This window comes from Mesorhizobium loti (assembly GCF_013170705.1).
Classification (GTDB): domain Bacteria; phylum Pseudomonadota; class Alphaproteobacteria; order Rhizobiales; family Rhizobiaceae; genus Mesorhizobium; species Mesorhizobium loti_D.
In genome coordinates this window covers 1,617,862-1,634,005 of the sequence record NZ_CP033334.1, presented here as the reverse complement: position 1 = coordinate 1,634,005, position 16,144 = coordinate 1,617,862, and the positions used below count along the sequence as shown (strand labels likewise).

The 16,144-nt window shown below is 63.7% G+C and carries 16 protein-coding genes; 7 read left to right on the top strand and 9 right to left on the bottom strand.

The annotated features are described in order from the left end of the window. Positions 1 to 138: 138 nt before the first annotated feature. Genes EB815_RS08000 through EB815_RS07990 form a run of 3 tightly spaced genes read left to right on the top strand, consistent with a single transcriptional unit; the run spans position 139 to position 3,000 of the window. Positions 139 to 1,056: an ABC transporter permease gene (locus EB815_RS08000; protein ID WP_056575868.1), complete on the top strand. Its 918-nt coding sequence runs from the start codon at positions 139 to 141 to the stop codon at positions 1,054 to 1,056. Further along, positions 1,053 to 1,874, top strand: coding sequence for an ABC transporter permease (locus EB815_RS07995; protein WP_056575866.1), 822 nt, complete (start codon positions 1,053 to 1,055; stop codon positions 1,872 to 1,874). Before EB815_RS08000 ends, EB815_RS07995 begins: the two co-directional genes overlap by 4 nt. Before the next feature lie 52 nt (positions 1,875 to 1,926). Then, positions 1,927 to 3,000, top strand: a complete 1,074-nt coding sequence (locus EB815_RS07990; RefSeq protein ID WP_056575864.1) for an ABC transporter ATP-binding protein — start codon at positions 1,927 to 1,929, stop codon at positions 2,998 to 3,000. On the opposite strand, the gene EB815_RS07985 is transcribed toward EB815_RS07990, so the two are convergent. The 5 genes from EB815_RS07985 to EB815_RS07965 form a co-directional block, all read right to left on the bottom strand. Then, the gene (locus EB815_RS07985) at positions 2,964 to 4,274 is read right to left on the bottom strand and encodes a flavin monoamine oxidase family protein (protein ID WP_056575862.1); all 1,311 of its coding nucleotides are present in this window, start codon (positions 4,272 to 4,274) and stop codon (positions 2,964 to 2,966) included. The two genes, EB815_RS07990 and EB815_RS07985, sit on opposite strands and share 37 nt — an antisense overlap. Beyond that, positions 4,271 to 5,347, bottom strand: a complete 1,077-nt coding sequence (locus tag EB815_RS07980; RefSeq protein ID WP_056575860.1) for an extracellular solute-binding protein — start codon at positions 5,345 to 5,347, stop codon at positions 4,271 to 4,273. The genes EB815_RS07985 and EB815_RS07980 overlap by 4 nt, the downstream gene beginning before the upstream one ends. A 111-nt stretch (positions 5,348 to 5,458) precedes the next feature. Further along, positions 5,459 to 6,541, bottom strand: a complete 1,083-nt coding sequence (locus EB815_RS07975; RefSeq protein WP_027041849.1) for an ABC transporter substrate-binding protein — start codon at positions 6,539 to 6,541, stop codon at positions 5,459 to 5,461. A 48-nt stretch (positions 6,542 to 6,589) separates the two neighbouring features. After that, positions 6,590 to 7,276 carry a transcriptional regulator BetI gene (gene betI, locus EB815_RS07970; RefSeq protein ID WP_056575858.1) on the bottom strand — a complete coding sequence of 229 codons (687 nt, stop codon included), beginning with the start codon at positions 7,274 to 7,276 and terminating at the stop codon, positions 6,590 to 6,592. 6 nt (positions 7,277 to 7,282) lie between these two features. Further along, positions 7,283 to 8,077: a class I SAM-dependent methyltransferase gene (locus EB815_RS07965; RefSeq protein WP_056575856.1), complete on the bottom strand. Its 795-nt coding sequence runs from the start codon at positions 8,075 to 8,077 to the stop codon at positions 7,283 to 7,285. Positions 8,078 to 8,355: 278 nt separating this feature from the next. On the opposite strand from EB815_RS07965, the gene EB815_RS07960 reads away from it, so the two are divergent. Genes EB815_RS07960 through EB815_RS07945 form a run of 4 tightly spaced genes read left to right on the top strand, consistent with a single transcriptional unit; the run spans position 8,356 to position 13,071 of the window. Continuing rightward, positions 8,356 to 9,975 (top strand): phytoene desaturase family protein, encoded by a 1,620-nt coding sequence (locus EB815_RS07960; protein WP_056575854.1) that lies wholly within the window; start codon positions 8,356 to 8,358, stop codon positions 9,973 to 9,975. Next, entirely contained in the window at positions 9,962 to 11,542 is a 1,581-nt protein-coding gene (locus EB815_RS07955; RefSeq protein WP_056575852.1) for a phytoene desaturase family protein, read from the top strand. The genes EB815_RS07960 and EB815_RS07955 overlap by 14 nt, the downstream gene beginning before the upstream one ends. Positions 11,543 to 11,545: 3 nt before the next feature. Continuing rightward, positions 11,546 to 12,805, top strand: a complete 1,260-nt coding sequence (locus EB815_RS07950) for an aminomethyltransferase family protein (RefSeq protein WP_056575849.1) — start codon at positions 11,546 to 11,548, stop codon at positions 12,803 to 12,805. 2 nt (positions 12,806 to 12,807) lie between these two features. Further along, entirely contained in the window at positions 12,808 to 13,071 is a 264-nt protein-coding gene (locus EB815_RS07945; protein WP_056575846.1) for a hypothetical protein, read from the top strand. A 3-nt stretch (positions 13,072 to 13,074) separates the two neighbouring features. Here the strand turns inward: EB815_RS07945 and EB815_RS07940 are convergent, their stop codons facing one another. The 4 genes from EB815_RS07940 to EB815_RS07925 form a co-directional block, all read right to left on the bottom strand. Then, a complete protein-coding gene (locus EB815_RS07940) occupies positions 13,075 to 14,133 on the bottom strand; it encodes a dipeptidase (protein ID WP_056576531.1) in 1,059 nt (352 codons plus the stop codon). 145 nt (positions 14,134 to 14,278) lie between these two features. Then, positions 14,279 to 14,578: a GNAT family N-acetyltransferase gene (locus EB815_RS07935; RefSeq protein ID WP_056575842.1), complete on the bottom strand. Its 300-nt coding sequence runs from the start codon at positions 14,576 to 14,578 to the stop codon at positions 14,279 to 14,281. Between the two features lie 2 nt (positions 14,579 to 14,580). Further along, positions 14,581 to 15,201 (bottom strand): alpha/beta hydrolase, encoded by a 621-nt coding sequence (locus EB815_RS07930; protein WP_056575839.1) that lies wholly within the window; start codon positions 15,199 to 15,201, stop codon positions 14,581 to 14,583. A 4-nt stretch (positions 15,202 to 15,205) separates the two neighbouring features. Further along, the gene (locus EB815_RS07925) at positions 15,206 to 16,138 is read right to left on the bottom strand and encodes a VOC family protein (protein ID WP_056575837.1); all 933 of its coding nucleotides are present in this window, start codon (positions 16,136 to 16,138) and stop codon (positions 15,206 to 15,208) included. Between the last annotated feature and the right edge of the window lie 6 nt (positions 16,139 to 16,144).

The following is a 16,144-nucleotide window of genomic DNA, read 5'->3' as shown; positions in this document are numbered from 1 at the left end:
TCAATCCGCGGATACGGGCATGATGAAAGAAAGCCGGCAAGGGGAACAACAAGTCGGCGCCAGCACAATGGGATGCCGCATGGCGGAACAGTCCAGGCCAGCAACCGAAATCACGCCCGGAGCCCCCGGAGCCTGGCAATGACGGCGGCGGCGGAAGGGTCGCCCCCGCTGCGCATGACGCGGGCCAGACGAAATGCCCTTCTGCAGTCCGAGCCCGTACAGGGCTTCGCCCTGATCAGCCCGACCTTTCTCTATGCGCTGATCCTGCTGGTGCTGCCGATCCTGGTGGTCATCGCCCATTCGTTCTGGACGCAGCACTACCTGACCATCGACCGCACCTTCACGCTGGAGAATTACCGCGTCGCGCTGACCGAACCGATCTATCGGGATCTGTTGTGGCGCTCGCTCTACATCTCGCTAACGGTGAGCTTGCTCACCGTCATCCTCGCCTACCCGATCGCCTACTTCATTTCCTTCCATGGCGGCCGTCACAAGAGCCTATGGCTGTTTCTCATCACCATCCCGTTCTGGACCAGCTATCTCCTGCGCGTCATGTCCTGGAAGGTCATCCTTGGCTACAATGGCGTCCTGAATTCCGGCCTGATGGGCCTCGGCATCATCGATGAGCCGTCGACGGCCCTGCTCTACAATTCGAGCGCCGTCATCATCACGCTCACCCACGCCTGGGCGGCCTTCGCCATCCTGCCGATCTTCGTCTCGCTGGAGAAGGTCGACCGCACGCTGGTCGAAGCGGCCACCGACCTTGGCGATGGCCCCTTGCGTTCGTTCCTGCGCGTGACCTTGCCGCTGTCCGCGCCGGGCGTCATCTCGGCGGCCCTGATCGTCATGATCCCGACCGTCGGCGATTACGTCACGCCGAAGCTGGTCGGCGGCAAGGACGGCGTCATGATCGCCAATGCCATCCAGGCGCAATTCGGCAAGGCCGCCAACTGGCCGCTGGGTGCCGCCCTTTCCGTCACCACCATGCTGATCGTCACCTTGATGGCAGGGGCCACGGTGCTGATCATCCGCGCCTTGCAGAGGCTGGCACGATGAGGACGCGGCGTTTCCTGTCGGGCGGCTGGCTGTCCGTCTATGCGTTCCTCTATATCGTCTTCCTCTATCTGCCCGTCATCTTCCTGCCGATCTTCTCGATCAACACCGCACCTACGCCGAAATTCCCGCTCACCGGCTTCACCTTGCAATGGTATGCCGATCTGCCGCACACGCCGGCCCTGCTCGACGCCGCCTGGAACAGCCTCAAAGTCGGTGTCTGCGCATCGGTTCTCGCCACCGTGCTCGGCATCCTCGCCGCCCGCTCGATCACCCGCTACCGCTATCCCGGCCGCCGCACCATCAACGGCTTGATCATGGCACCGCTGGTGCTGCCCGAGGTGATCGTCGCCATCTCCATGCTGCTGGTGATGCTTCAGCTGGGCTTGAGCCTGTCGCTGTTCACCGTCGTGCTCGGCCATGTGCTGGTCTGCATCCCCTATTCGATGACGGTGCTGACCTCCGGTTTCGAAGGCTTCGACCGCAGCCTGGAGGAAGCCTCCGCCGACCTTGGTGAAAGCGCCTTCGGCACCTTCCGGCGGGTGACGCTGCCGATGGTGGCGCCGGCCATCATCTCCAGCCTGCTCGTCTGCTTCACCATCTCGCTCGACGAATTCATCATCGCCTTCTTCCTGACCGGCACCGAAGCGACGCTGCCGATCTACATCTGGGGCCAGTTGCGCTTCGCCTCGAAATTGCCAGGCGTTCTGGCGCTGGGCACGCTGCTGCTCGTTGCCTCTTTCCTGCTGATGACAGTTGCCGAAATCCTGCGTCGCCGCGCGGCCAGACGCACCCAGAACGAGGGAGGCCTCTATGCCTGAACAGCCGCAGATCGAGCGCCCCCAATCCGATCGGGCCCAGTCGGATCGGGCCATGATCGAGATCCGCAACGTCACCCGCAGCTATGGATCGTTCAAGGCGCTGGACGATGCGTCCCTGACCATCCGGGAGGGCGAATTCTTCTCGCTGCTCGGGCCGTCCGGCTGTGGCAAGACCACGCTTTTGCGCATGATCGCCGGCTTCGACAACCCGACCAGCGGTTCGATCGCGGTCGGCGGCCAGCCGATGGAAGGCATCCCGGCCAATCGACGGCCGACCAACATGGTGTTCCAGAGCTATGCGATCTTCCCGCACCTCAATGTCGAGCAGAATGTCGCCTACGGTCTGAAGCGGCTGAAATTGCAGGGTGGCGAAGAGAAGCGCCGCGTCGAGGAGGCATTGGCGCAGGTTTCGCTGACCGGCCTTGGCAAGCGGCTGGCCACCGAACTGTCAGGCGGCCAGCGCCAGCGCGTGGCGCTTGCCCGCGCACTGGTGATGCGGCCCAAGGTGCTGCTGCTCGACGAGCCGCTGTCGGCGCTCGACAAGAAGCTGCGCGAGCAGATGCAGGTCGAACTGCGCCGCCTGCAGCAGGCCGTCGGCATCACCTTCGTGCTGGTCACCCACGACCAGTATGAGGCGCTCGCCATGTCCGACCGCATCGCCGTCATGTTCGGCGGCAGGATCGCGCAGGTCGCCTCGCCCAAGGAGATCTACCAGCGGCCGGTCAACCGCCAGGTCGCCGACTTCCTCGGCGGCATGAACTTCGTCAAGGCCGAGATCGTCGAGGAGAGCGGCGCCTCATTGATCGTCGACACGTTGGGCTTCGGCCGCGTCAAGACCGACAAGCCGAAGGCTTTCGTGCGCAATGGTGGCGCCGCCACGCTCGGCATAAGGCCCGAGCGCCTGCGCGTTTTATGGGACAATGCCACGGCAAAATTCGAGGTCGCCGGCAAGGTGGTCGAACGCCACTATTTCGGCGAGATCACCCATCTGATCGTCGAGATACCCGGACTGGAAAAGCCGCTATCGGTGACCGAGACCAACGATTTCGGCGCCGACGACATTCCCGTCGGCACCCCGATCCGCCTTGCCTACGATCCCGAGGCGCTGGTGGCGATGGGCGACTGAAGCAGCGCCAGGATCTTGCGCGACGCGATGCGCCCGGCGACGATCGCCCCTTCGACATAGCCGGGGAATGACGGCGACAGTTCCGAAGCGGCGAAATGAACCGGCGGCGCACCCGCGAGCATCGTCCGCTCGGCATCCCTGGCCGTCACGTCGACGATGAGGTCGCTATAGGCGCCGCCGCTCCAGCGATCCTCAATCCAATCGCGTGAACTGAAATCAAGCATATCGCCGGCATCCGGACCGAGCGCGTCCTGCAATCGTGCCGTCACTTCCGCACGAAGTGCCGTTTTACTCAGCCCCCGCCAGCGCAGCGCGAGCGGTCCGCCGATGAAGACGACGAGCGCGGCATGCTCCGCATCCTTGCTGGCATCGCAGGCGAACAGTCCCGGCAGGTCGCGCCACATCACCATGCCGCTCAAACCCTGCTCGCGCCAGAATGGCCTGGGATAGCGCACCAGGATCTTGATCACCGCGCCGCTTTCCCAGACGCCAAGCGCCGTCGCGAGTCTTGTCGGCAAGGCCGGTGCGAAATCGAGCTTCGCGGCTGTTGCCGGCGGCAGCGCGATCAGCACGTGGCGCGCTTCGATCACGCCATTGCCCGTGACGACACGAACGCCTTGCGGCCCATGCTCGATGCGCGTGACCGGTTCGTTCAACCGCATCCGGTCGCCGAGATCGCCAGCAAGATCCTCGGCCAGCGACTGCATGGTCTCGCGCAGGGAATATTGCAGTTCCGGCACTTCGTTGGTGATGCGGCGGTCATTGTCGATCAGATACCAGAGCGGCACCTTGTCCATCGGCAGGCACCACAGGCCTTCGATCATCGAGCGGAAGGCCGTCTTGGCATCGATGGGATCACGCTGCTGTTCCAGCCAGGCCGCGACACTCATGCCCTCTATGGAGGTGTCGTCCGGCTCGATGCGGTTCATGCGTTCGCGGATCGCCATCGCGCCGTGATAGGTCTGCTTGGCGTCCCTGGCCGGCATTGGCGGATGGGTGATGAAATCGCCCTCGACATAGGTGGCGACGAATGTCTTGCCGCGTGCCTTCGCCAGCGCCATCACTTCCGGCATGTCCTCGCACAGGAACTGGCCGCCGCTGTCGATGCGTTCGCCAAATCCATTGCGGACCGCCTCGACCCGTCCACCGGCACGGTCGCGCGCTTCAAGCAGCAGGAAGCCTATGCCGGCCTGCTTCAACTCAAGTGCAGCCGACAGGCCGGTGAAGCCGGCACCGACGATGACGACGTCGGCTCTTTCCAGTTCGCTCGTCAATATCCGGCCTTGATCTTCTCGAATTCGTCGACCATGCGCTTCTTCAGATCAGGCGCGACCGGCTGCTGGAACAGCGTCTTGTCGAGGAACTTGTCGATGTCGTCGAAACCGCGCTCGGCCAGCACCTTGTGATCGATCGCGGCCATGCCGGCACTGTTGCCATGGCCGTAACCGAATGTCGTGACCATGTATTTCGAAATATCGGGCGCGTTGACCGCGTTCAGGAAATCATAGGCCTGGTCGAGCTTGCCCGGCGCATCCTTCATCAGCACGTAGCCGCACACCCAGGTCGACATGCCTTCCTTGGTATCGCGGTTCATGGCGACGGGAACGCCTTGCCCGCTCATCGCGATCAGTGTCTGGCCCCAGCCCCAGGCAAGGTCGACCTCGTTGCCGGAAAAAGCCTGGTCGATATCGCTCGAGTCGGTCCAGTAGAGACGGATGTTCTTGTGCACCTGGCGCAGGAAATCGGATGCCTCCTTGAATTGCGCGTCGGTCATCTTGGTCCAGTCCTTGAGGCCGATCACCAGGCTCGCCAGCGCATAGGCGTCGTCGACATTGTCGCCGATGGTGACGCGGCCCTTGAATTTCGGATCGGCAAGGATCCGCAGCGACTGCGCCTCATCGGCCGTCACGTTGTCGGTGCGGTAGAGCAATGCCGTATTGCCCCAGTCGAACGGCATGAACCAGGCCTTGCCGTCCTCGGTGGTGGCGAGGTTCTTCATCGCCATGATGCCGGGATTGAGGTCTTTCCAGCCGGCAATCCGGGAGGTGTCGAGCGGCTGCAGCAGCCCCGCGTCGCGCCACTTCGCCACGCTTTGCGAACAGGGATGCGCGATATCGGCCTTGAAGCCCGCCCGCATCTTCTCGAAGGCTTCATCCTCGTCGCCAAAGAAGGCGAAGGTCGGCTCGGCGCCGTGTTTGGCGGTGTAGGCCGGATGCAGCAGCGGGTCCTCGTAACCGGACCAGTCGAACACCACGAGATCGCCGCCGCCTTCCGCCCAGGCATAGACCCCGCCGGCGCCGATCATGCAGGCGGCGGCAAGTGCAAGGCGGCGCAGCATTGGCGTCATGGCGAAACTCCCCCTTCACGAAAAAGCTGCCGCGAGGTTAGGAGAAATCATCTGCTTTGGCGAGGGTCGTCCGCTGCACCGAGGCGGCAGCGGACGGACCGTGGAACCAGCTCAGTACCCGGCTTTGATCTTCTCGAATTCGGCGATCATCTTCAGTTTGAGATCGGACGGCAGCGGCGACTGGAACAGCGTCTTGTCGACGAATTTCTGCACGTCGTCATAGCCCTTTTCCTTCAGGATCGCCTGGTCGACGCCAGCCATGCCCTTGGCATTGGCCTGGCCATAGCCCCAGTCCTTGACCAGCACCTTGGCGGTCTCCGGATCGTTGACGGCGTTGAGATAATCATAGGCCTTGTCGATATTGCCGGGCGCGTCCTTGAACAGCACGTAACCGCAGACCCAGGTCGAGATGCCTTCATTGGTGTCCTTTACGGACTTGATCGGCACGCCTGCCTTGACGGATTGCACCGTCGCATCGTTCCAGGCCCAGGCGAGGTCGACCTCGCCACCACTCAACAGCTGCACGATGTCGGTGGTGTCGGTCCAGTAGGAGCGGACGTTCTTGTGCACCTGGCGCAGGAAGTCGGACGCCTGCTTGAACTGGTCGTCCGTCATCGTGGTCCAGTCCTTCATGCCGATGGCAAGCGCGGCCAGCGCATAGGCATCGTCGACATTGTCGCCGATCGACACCCGGCCCTTGAACTTCGGATCTGCGAATGCCTTCAGCGACTGCACGTCCTTGGCGTCGATCTTGGAGGAGTTGTAGGTGAGCTGCGTGTTGCCCCAGTCCCAGGGCATGAACCACGCCTTGCCATCGTCGGTCGTGGCGAGGTTTTTCATCGCCATGATACCGGGATTGAGGTCCTTCCAGCCCGTGATCTTCGAGGTATCAAGCGGCTGCAGCAGCCCGGCTTCGCGCCACTTCGTCACGCTCTGCGAGCAGGGGTGACCGAGATCGGCCTTGAAGCCGGAACGGACCTTCTCGAACGCCTCGTCCTCGTCGCCGAAGAAGGCGAAGGTCGGCGAATCGCCGTTCTTCTCGACATATTTCGGATGGAAGCTCGGGTCCTCGTAGCCGGACCAGTCGAACACGATCAGGTCCTTGTCCGCGGCGACGGCGAACGCTGCCGCCGAAGCCGCAAGCGCGCCGCCCAGCGCCAATGTCAATGTCAGGCGTCGGCTGAGTTTCTTCATGCTGTTCCATCCTCTTTTGGTCTTGCCGGTCTTGGCGGCCGGCTGTTGCTAACCGTAATGCTTCGGGAAGGCCGCGGCCAAAAAAGCATTGGCCGCCTGCAAGGCTGTTTCGCGCGTTGTGTCCTCGGTGCCCATCATCAGCCGCAGCCACAGACCTTCCAGCATGGCCGACAGCGCCAGCGCCATCACCTGCGGCTCATAGGCATACGCGCCGCTCTGCTTGAGCGCCGTGCAGAGATCGATGAAGACCTGCTGGTAATAATTATCGCGCGAACTGCTCAGCGCCTGATAGGTCGGCCGCGACTTGGCCTCGCCCCAGAAGGCCAGCCAGGCAGCGAGCTTGCGCTTGTTGCAGATCGAGCGGTCGAAGTCGGCCCACACCAGCTGCTGCAGCTGCCGTGCCGGATCGTCGCCTGCTTTCTGCAGTGCGGCGCGCCAATGCGCCGAGTACTCATCATACATATGCTGCAGCGTCGCGATCAGCAGCTTTTCCTTGCTCTCGAAATGGAAGTTGACGATGCCACGCGAGAGGCCGGCGCCATCGGCGACATCGGCCATCGTCGTCTCGGCGTAACCGCGCCTGGCCAGCGAATCGATCGTTGCCTCGATCAGCTGCAATTGACGGACCTCCTTCGAAGCCTTGCGGCCGCGCTTTTCGGCGTCGCTCTTTCGCGTCGTTTCGGCGAGAACGTCCCTGGCCTCGGAAGTCTTCATGGATGTGACGGTCTCCAGCATTGCCGGCTATCCAACCGGCTTCCAACCGCGCAGATGAGTGGGACGGTGCTCGCCACTGTCAAGCACCTTCTGCATTGCCTCCCAGGTCTTGATGTTCTTGTCGACATAGGCCGCGCCGACCGCGGCGGCAGCCTGGCGGTAGAGCGGTCCCTTGAGCCGTGCGAGTTCCCCGCGCGCCACCTCCCGGTACCACGGGTTGCGGTCGCGCACGGTGATGTCGGCAAAGCCCGCGCTTCGCATCGCCTGCGCATAGCGCGCCGGCGATGCCATGGTGAAGGACAGCCCCTCGGCGGCGACATAGGCTTTCATCTCAGGCGAGGGTTCGCCGTCATGCCCGATCATCCAGTTGGACGCGGCAAAGACGCCGCCCGGCTTCAGCACACGAAAAATCTCGGCGAACAACGCGTCCTTGTCAGGCACATGCAGCAGCGCATCCTTGGAGAAGACGACATCGAAGGAACGATCGGTGAAAGGCAGCGATCCGGGAAGCGATTGAACGAAGTTGACGCGATTTGCGAAGCCACGCACTGCTGCTCGCCGTCTGGCCGCTTCGATCACCGGCTGCTCGACATCGAAGCCGGTGGCGTGAGCGGCGCCGTGGCGCTCGACCAGATGCAAGGTGATGCCGCCGGAGCCGCAGCCGATATCGAGGACCGTCTTGCCGTTGAGCGAAATCCCTTCGACCACCCGGTCGACCTCGCCGGGACCGCCTGGCGACAGGTAGCCCTCGCCCCACAGCGCCTCGAGGAAGCGGATCGCGGTGTCGTCATACTCCGGCTCGGCATCTGCCGTTTCGATCATCAGCCCTCGATCCCCAATCGATGATTGCCCAGTTCGAACGCCGGCAAAGCCTAGCGCATGCCGGGGAAAACGCAACATAATTTGTTGAACATTCATTCAGAATGACTGGACAAAACAGCTGATGCCATGCCAAATTCCGCATATTCGGGAACAGATCACGCAAAAATGAACAGCGGGTCGCGGAGCGCAATTCCAGGAAAAGTGTGAGCGGTTTTCCCGGAAAAGCCGCACAGCGCTTTCCCCTGGGAATTGCGTGGAAACAAAGAGACTGGGCCACAATGAAAGCTTGGGACGCGATCGTCATCGGCGGCGGACACAACGGCCTGGTCAACGCCTGCTATCTGCAGCGCGCCGGGCTCGACGTGCTGGTGGTGGAGAAGAACGACTGGCTAGGCGGTGCCGCCACCAGCCGCGAACTGACGCCGGGCTTCCTTTACTCCAACTGCTCCTATGTCTGCTCGCTGTTCCGCCCCGAAATCATGCGCGACCTGGAACTGCCGCGCTTCGGCCTGCAGGTCATCTCCTATGAGGGCGGCGCGGTATTCACCCGCGACGGCGACTACCTCGCCAACTACCGCGACCATGATGCGCACCGGCGCGAATTCGCCCGATTCTCCAAACGCGACGCTGAAGCCTATGACCGCTACGCCCGCGACGTGACGCGGCAGTGCCGTTTCATCCAGCCACTTTTGATGCGCACCGCGCCCGACCCGACCAGCCTCAAGCCGCGCGACCTCGGCGAGTTGCTTTATCTTGGCAGGAAGTTTGCCGGCCTGTCGGCGGAAGAAATGGCGCTGACGCTGCGCTTCTGGACCATGTCGATCTCGGACTTCCTCGACGAGTATTTCGAGACCGACGTCATCAAGGCAAACTTCGCTCTGTCCGGCATCATCGGCACCGCGCTCGGGCCGATGTCGCCCGGCACCGCTTACGTGCTGCTGCACCACTATATGGGCGAGGTCGACGGCTCGGTCGGCGCCTGGGGCTATGCGCGCGGCGGCATGGGCGCGGTCACCAAGGCGCTGGCCGCGTCGTTCAAGGCCTCGGGCGGCACCATCCGCACCGGCGCCGAGGTCGACCATGTGCTGGTCCAACGCGGCAAAGCCAAAGGCGTGGTGCTGGCCGGCGGCGAGGAGATTTACGGCAAGCTCGTCGTCTCCAATGCCGACGTGAAGCGCACCTTCCTGAAGCTTGTCGAGGAAAAGGAATTGCCCGACATTTTCCTGCGCCGGGTCAGGAACTTCAAGATCCGCGGCTCCTCCGGCAAGGTCAACATCGCGCTCGATTCGCTACCGGAATTCCCGGCGCTGCCGAAGGATTCGCCGGTCTATCGCGGCGACATGCATTTCACCGATTCGATGGAACGCATGGAGCGTGCCTATGACGACTGGAAGGCCGGGCGCTGGTCGGCCGATCCTTTCCTCGACATGGTGATCCCGACCACGCTCGACCCCACCATGGCGCCGCCGGGCAAGCACTTCATGAGTTGCTTCGTGCAATACGCGCCACCCAAGGTGAACGGCCGCGAATGGGCCGATGCCGATCGCGACGGCTTCGCCGAGAGCGTGATTGCGCAGATATCAGAGTATTCGCCGGGCTTCCGCGACCGCATCGTCCACATGGAGGTGCGCACGCCGCGCGAGATCGAAGCCGAGGTCGGCCTCACCGAAGGTAACATTTTCCAGGGCGAACTGACCTTCGACCAGCTTCTGTTCAATCGCCCGGTGCCGGGCTACGCGCAATACCGCTCGCCGGTCGGCGGCCTCTATATGTGCGGCTCCTCCACCCATCCGGGAGGCGGCGTCATGGGCGCGCCCGGCCGCAATGCCGCCGCCGAAATCCTGCGCGATCTCGCCAAATCCACCTCGCATATGAGTCCGGCCCATGACGTCATTTGATGCACCAAGATGGGATGTGCTTGTCATCGGCGGCGGCCACAATGGTCTCGTCGCCGCGGGCACGCTGGCGAAAGCAGGTCGCAAGGTGCTCCTGCTGGAAGCGGGCAGCGAAACCGGCGGCGCCGCTCGCACCGAGGAGTTCGCGCCGGGCTTTCGTGTCTCGTCGATCGCCCATGTGCTGAACCGTCTGCATCCCGACGTGGTGAAGACGCTGGAGCTGGAGAAACACGGGCTCAAAGTCGCCCGCGCGGACTTCCTGCCATCGGTGGCACTGTCGAAGGACGGCCCATCGCTGGTCCTGCATGGCGCCTATGGCGAAGTGCTGACCGGCACCAGTTCCTCCGAGCAATCGGCCTGGAAGGAATTGCGTGCGCAGCTGCTGCGTTATGCCGGCATCCTGAAGCCGTTCCTCTCCCGCCGCGCGCCCGATCTTGCCGACATGTCGCTGCTCGAGACCGCCTCACTCGGCCAGACCGCGCTGGCGCTGAAAAAGCTCGGCAAGGAAGACATGCGCGACTTCCTGCGCGTGCTGCTCATGAACGTCGCCGACCTGCTCGACGAACAGCTTGCAGACGACAGGCTGAAAGGCCTGCTCGCCTTCGACGCGACGCTCGGCAGCCATCTCGGCCCGCGCTCGCCGACCTCGCTGCTCGGCCTCTACTATCGCCTCGCCGGCGAGACCGGCGGGGCATCCGGAGCACAGATGCTGCCGCAAGGCGGTATGGGCGCCGTTGTCGCCGCCATCCGCGCGGCGGCGGAAATGGCCGGCGTCACCATCCGGACATCGGCGCCGGTCGGAAAGATCATCGTGGAGAAAGGCCGCTCCGTCGGCGTCGCGCTCGACACTGGCGAGGAGCTGCGCGCCAGGACGGTCATCTCCGCCATCAATCCGGCGACAACTTTCCTCGACCTTGTCGGGCCGCGCGAGCTCGACACCGGCTTCGTGCGCAAGGTGAAGAACATTCGGATGAAAGGCGACGCGGCGAAACTCAATCTGGCGCTCGATCGGCCGCCGCAATTCGCCGGCGTCGATGCCGCCGGCCACAAGGGCAGGCTGGTCATCGCGCCTTCGCCCGATCATGTCGAACGCGCCTTTAATCCGTCCAAATACGGCGAGTTCTCACCTGAGCCGGTGATGGAGATCACCCTGCCCAGCCTTGCCGATCCATCGCTGGCACCTGCTGGGGCCTGTGTGTTGTCGGCTGTGGTGCAATACGCGCCCTATGCACTGAAGGAAGGTTGGGCTGCCGGCAAGCCGAAATTCCTCAAGGCTGTCCTGGCGCAGCTCGAGGCTTACGCGTCGGGCATCGGCAAGAGCGTTGTCCATGCCGAGTTGCTGACGCCGGCCGATATCGAGACGCGTTACCGCATGCCGGGCGGCCACTGGCACCACGGCGAATTGCAGGCCGACCAGATGCTGATCTCGCGTCCCGTCTCGGGCTGGTCCGGCTACGACACGCCGCTTGAAGGATTGTTCCTGGCTGGTGCCGGCTCGCATCCCGGAGGCGGTATCTCCGGCGCACCCGGGCTCAACGCCGCGCGGCGCATCATCGCGATGAAGAGGTAGGTCATGGCCCAGGCAACCAGGAAGAAGCCCGTTGCAAAGACCGCCAGTGCGGCCGTTTCCGCACGCATCGCCGCGCAAGGTCATTTCCGCACGCTGCGCCTCGGCACCCCGTTCCAGCCGCGCCTCGATGCGCTGGCCAGGACTCAGGACTGGTACAATTGGGCGGGCTACCGCGCGCCGCATTCGCTGTGGGACGAGGAGCTGGAATATTTCGCCATCCGCAGCCAGGCGGCGCTGTTCGACATCTCGCCGATGACCAAATACCGGATCGAAGGACCGGATGCCGAGGCCTTTCTCGACCGCGTGACCTTGCGCGACGTGACCAGGCTGAGACCTGGCCGTGTCCACTATACCGCCTGGTGTGACGACCAGGGCTTTGTCCTCGACGACGGCACGCTGTTTCGCCTGTCGCCGACGCGCTTTCGCCTGTGTTCGCAGGAGCGGCATCTGCCCTTGCTACTGGACAGCGCCATTGGATTCGACGTCACCGTCGAGGAAGAAACCGAAGCCGTCGCCGGGCTCGCCCTGCAGGGCCCAACCTCCTTCGCCGTGCTGCGCGATGCCGGCTTAACCGGCGTCGAGCGGCTGAAGATCTTCGACCTCGCCGAGTTCGCCCATGACGGCGGCACAGTCACCATCTCGCGCACCGGCTTCACCGGCGATCTGGGCTACGAATTGTTCGTAGCCGACGACAAGGCGCTGAGCCTGTGGGACCGGCTGATGAAAGCGGGCGAACCGCGCGGCATCCGTGCCATCGGCTACACGGCGCTGAACCGCGCACGGCTCGAGGCCGGGCTGATCGTTGCCAATGCCGACTTCACCGCCGCCGAACATGCCATCCGCGCCGATCGCCTGCGCATGCCAGACGAGATCGGGCTCGGCTTCATGATCGATCCGGAGAAAGGCCACTTCAACGGCCGCCGCGCCATTCTTGAAGCGCGCGCCAAACGCAGGCTGCGCCATGTGCTGGTCGGGCTCGAGATCGAAGGCAACATCCCCGCCGAACACGCCATCGTCTACCACAAGAAAAGCCAGGAGGTTGGCCTGGTCAGCGCCGCCATGTGGTCGCCGATGGCCAAGCGCAACATCGCCATCGCCTCGCTGGCGCGGCCCTATGGTGATACAATGGTGGACGACCTCTGGGTCGAGATCTACGCCATGCGCGAGCTGCAATATCAGAAGCTGATGAAGCGGGCCAAGGTGGTGGCGCGGCCCTTCATAAAACTCGACCGCCGCACCGCCAATCCGCCGGCGGATTTCTGACCATGGCCGACGAAGCGGACAAGCAGCAAGAAGATGGGGAAGCCGCCGAGCAGTGGGATCTGGTCAACACGCCGCTCGGCGAAAAATGGTCAGGCCGCACGCGCTATGCCGCCGCCATGTTCTTCTACAAGCGCGATGAGATGAGCGCGGAAACACTCGAAGTCTACCGCATCTGCGCGCGGCTTGATTCTGAAGATCCGCTGCCGATCATCCGCGATCGCGGCGTCGGCAGGGACTGGCTGAAGCGCATGGGCTTCGATCGATAGCCCTCAACCTATCGTGCGCTCAAGCATGCTCAACCAATTGCGGTAAGCGATCTTCTCGATCAGCGCACGGCCAAAACCACGCGCGGCCAGCGCATCGATCAACTTCGGCAGGCCGGCGACGTCGCCGATGACGGCCGGGATCATCGCACCGTCGAAATCCGAGCCGAGGCCGACGCCATCCTCACCCAGCGCCTGCAGCAGGGAATCGACATGGCGCACCATGACGTCGAGGCTGGTATCGGCGTTCATGCGGCCATCCTCGCGCAGGAATCCGGTGGCGAAGTTCAGCCCGACCATGCCGCCGGACTCGCGGATCGCGCCGAGCTGCCAGTCGGTCAGATTGCGCGAGTGGCCGCATATCGCATGCACGTTGGAATGCGTGGCGACCAACGGCGCATCGCTGAGCCCGGCGACATCGCGGAAGCCTTTTTCGTTGAGATGCGAAAGATCGATCATGATCTTCAGCTCGTTGCAGGCCTTGACCAGCGCCTTGCCGGCATCGGTCAGACCCGGGCCCGTGTCCGGCGAGGACGGAAAGCGGAACGGCACGCCGTGGCCAAAGGCATTTGGACGGCTCCAGACGATGCCGAGCGAACGCAGGCCGGCGGCATGCAGCACATCGAGCATGGTGAGTTCGGGATCGATCGCCTCGACGCCCTCGATGTGGAAGACGGCGGCAACCGTGCCTTGCGCCATGGCGTTGCGCACGTCGCCGGCACTGCGGCAGACGGCAAGCGCCCCGGCCCTTTCCAGCCGGAACAGGATCGAAGCCATCGCAATCGTCGAATTGAGCGCATCGGCGCGCGGCACCTCCGGCGGCAGTGGCTCGCTGTCGCTGGGCGCCAATGGCACGGCGCTTCGCCTGGCCTTCTCGACCGGTGGCGGGAAGATCGCGAACATACCGCCGGCAAAGCCGCCGGCTTTCGCGCGCGGCAGGTCGATGTGACCGCCCGATTTCCCCTCGACGAACAGCTTTTCGACGTCCACGTTCTTGGACTGATAAAGGCGCAGCAACGTATCGTTGTGGCCGTCGAAGACGGGGACGAGGTCTGTTTCGGTCATCAGGGGATCATTCAGTTCGTTTGTCGGCACGGCGAGATATCATATCTAGGCAAGATATCCGGTCGCGGCAAATGACAAAGCCAACTGGCAGCGGGAGCTGCCCCTTATCCCCCCGCTGCCGTCTATCAACGAAGTGCCGCGCTCGCTACCGCTTCAGCACGTCGGCCCATTCCGGATGGCGGCGGAACTGGGCGTTGGCGAACGGGCAAAGCGGAATGATCGTCTTGCCCGCCGCGCGCGCATCCTCGACGGCGCGGGTGACCAGCCGAAGTCCGGCACCCTGGCCGCGAAACGCGTCCGGCACTTCGGTATGGTCGATGATGATCTGGTGCTCGCCGATCTTGGTGAAGGTCATCTCGGCCTCGGCGCCTCCGGGGCCACGCAGGACATAGCGGCCCTTGGAGCCGCGGTCTTCCAGTTCGATCTCAGGCAGTTGGTCGGGCATTTCTAAACTCCTTGAGCGACACCGGCAAAGAGCCGCCGCGCCGCCTCGATTTCATTTGGCCGCACCTCGTGCCCGCCTTCGTGCCACTCCACTGTGACATCGGCGCCGTCGGCACGCAAATAGGCTTCGAGCCGTGTCGTCAGGTTCGGCGGGCAGATCGGATCGCGCTTGCCGGCGGTCAGCAGGATGTGCCGGCCGGCGAGGTTGCCCTCCACCTTCGGTTCGAACGGGATCAGCGGATGCATCAGCACCGTGGCGTCGAACAGACCTGGCTCGGCGAACACCACGGACGCCAATATGTTGGCGCCATTGGAATAGCCGAGGCCCAGCACCGCCGACGGCTTCGCCGCCTCGACATGCGCCTTGACGAATTCAGCCATCTTGCTTGTCCCCCGCGCCAGGTCGTCCATGTCGTAGACGCCCTCACCGGTGCGGCGGAAGAAGCGCGCCGCGCCGTGTTCCGACACATCGCCGCGCGGCGAGATGATGGTGGCCTGGGGCACGAGATCGCGCCCGGGCGACAGAAGCTGGGTCTCGTCGCCGCCGGTGCCGTGGAAGACGAAAAGCATGGGGCCGCCCGGCGAACCGGGCAGCACCTTGTGGATGTAAGCGTCCTTGCTCATGGTCTCAGCCTTCCAGCTTCTGCAGATGCTGTTCGAGATAGGGCCGCAGATGCTGATGCTGCGTCGGCAGCTTCAGCGCTTCGCCCAGATGCGCGGTGTCCTCGTCCTTGTCGAACCCCGGCTCGTTGGTGGCGACTTCGAACAGCACGCCGCCCGGCGTGCGGAAATAGATCGCCCAGAAGTAATCGCGATCGATCACCGGCGTCACCCCATAACCCGTATCCATCAACGCCTTGCGCACTTCGAGCTGCTTGGCGCGGTTCTCGACGGCGAAGGCGACGTGGTGGACGGAGCCGGCGCCGAGATCGGCGAAGGCCGCGGTCGGCAGCGATTCTATATCGACGACATCGGCGCCATTGCCGTTCTTGACGGCCAGCCGCCTGACATTGCCTGATTTCTCGATCTCCTCGTAGCCCATGAATTTCAAGAGCTCCTCGGTGGCGCCGCCATCCTTCAGCCGAAGCGCGACCGAGTGGAAGCCACGGATCGCTTCGTCGGCCGGAACACCGCCCTTCACCCAGGGCGCACGGCTGTCGACCTTGGCTTCGACAAGCGCGAAACCGTCGCCGTCGGGACCCGCAAATCTGAGCCGTTGCTCACCGAAGCTCTCCTCGCGGGAGACATCCGCCACGCCTTCGTTGGCGAAGCGCTTTTCCCAATAGGCGAGCGTGCCTTGCGGCACGGAGTAGACCGTGGTGCCGACTTCGCCGACGCCGCGGCGGCCCTTGCCGATGTTGGGAAACGGAAAATAGGTCATCACCGAACCGGGCGTGCCGACCTCGTCGCCATAATAGAGGTGGTAGACGTCGGGCGCGTCGAAGTTGACTGTCTTCTTGACCCGGCGCAGGCCGAGCTTGTGGGTGAAGAAGTCATTGTTCTGGCGCGCATCCCCAGCCATGGAGGTGACGTGGTGCAGGCCCTTGATCTGGTCGAGCATTGTCTT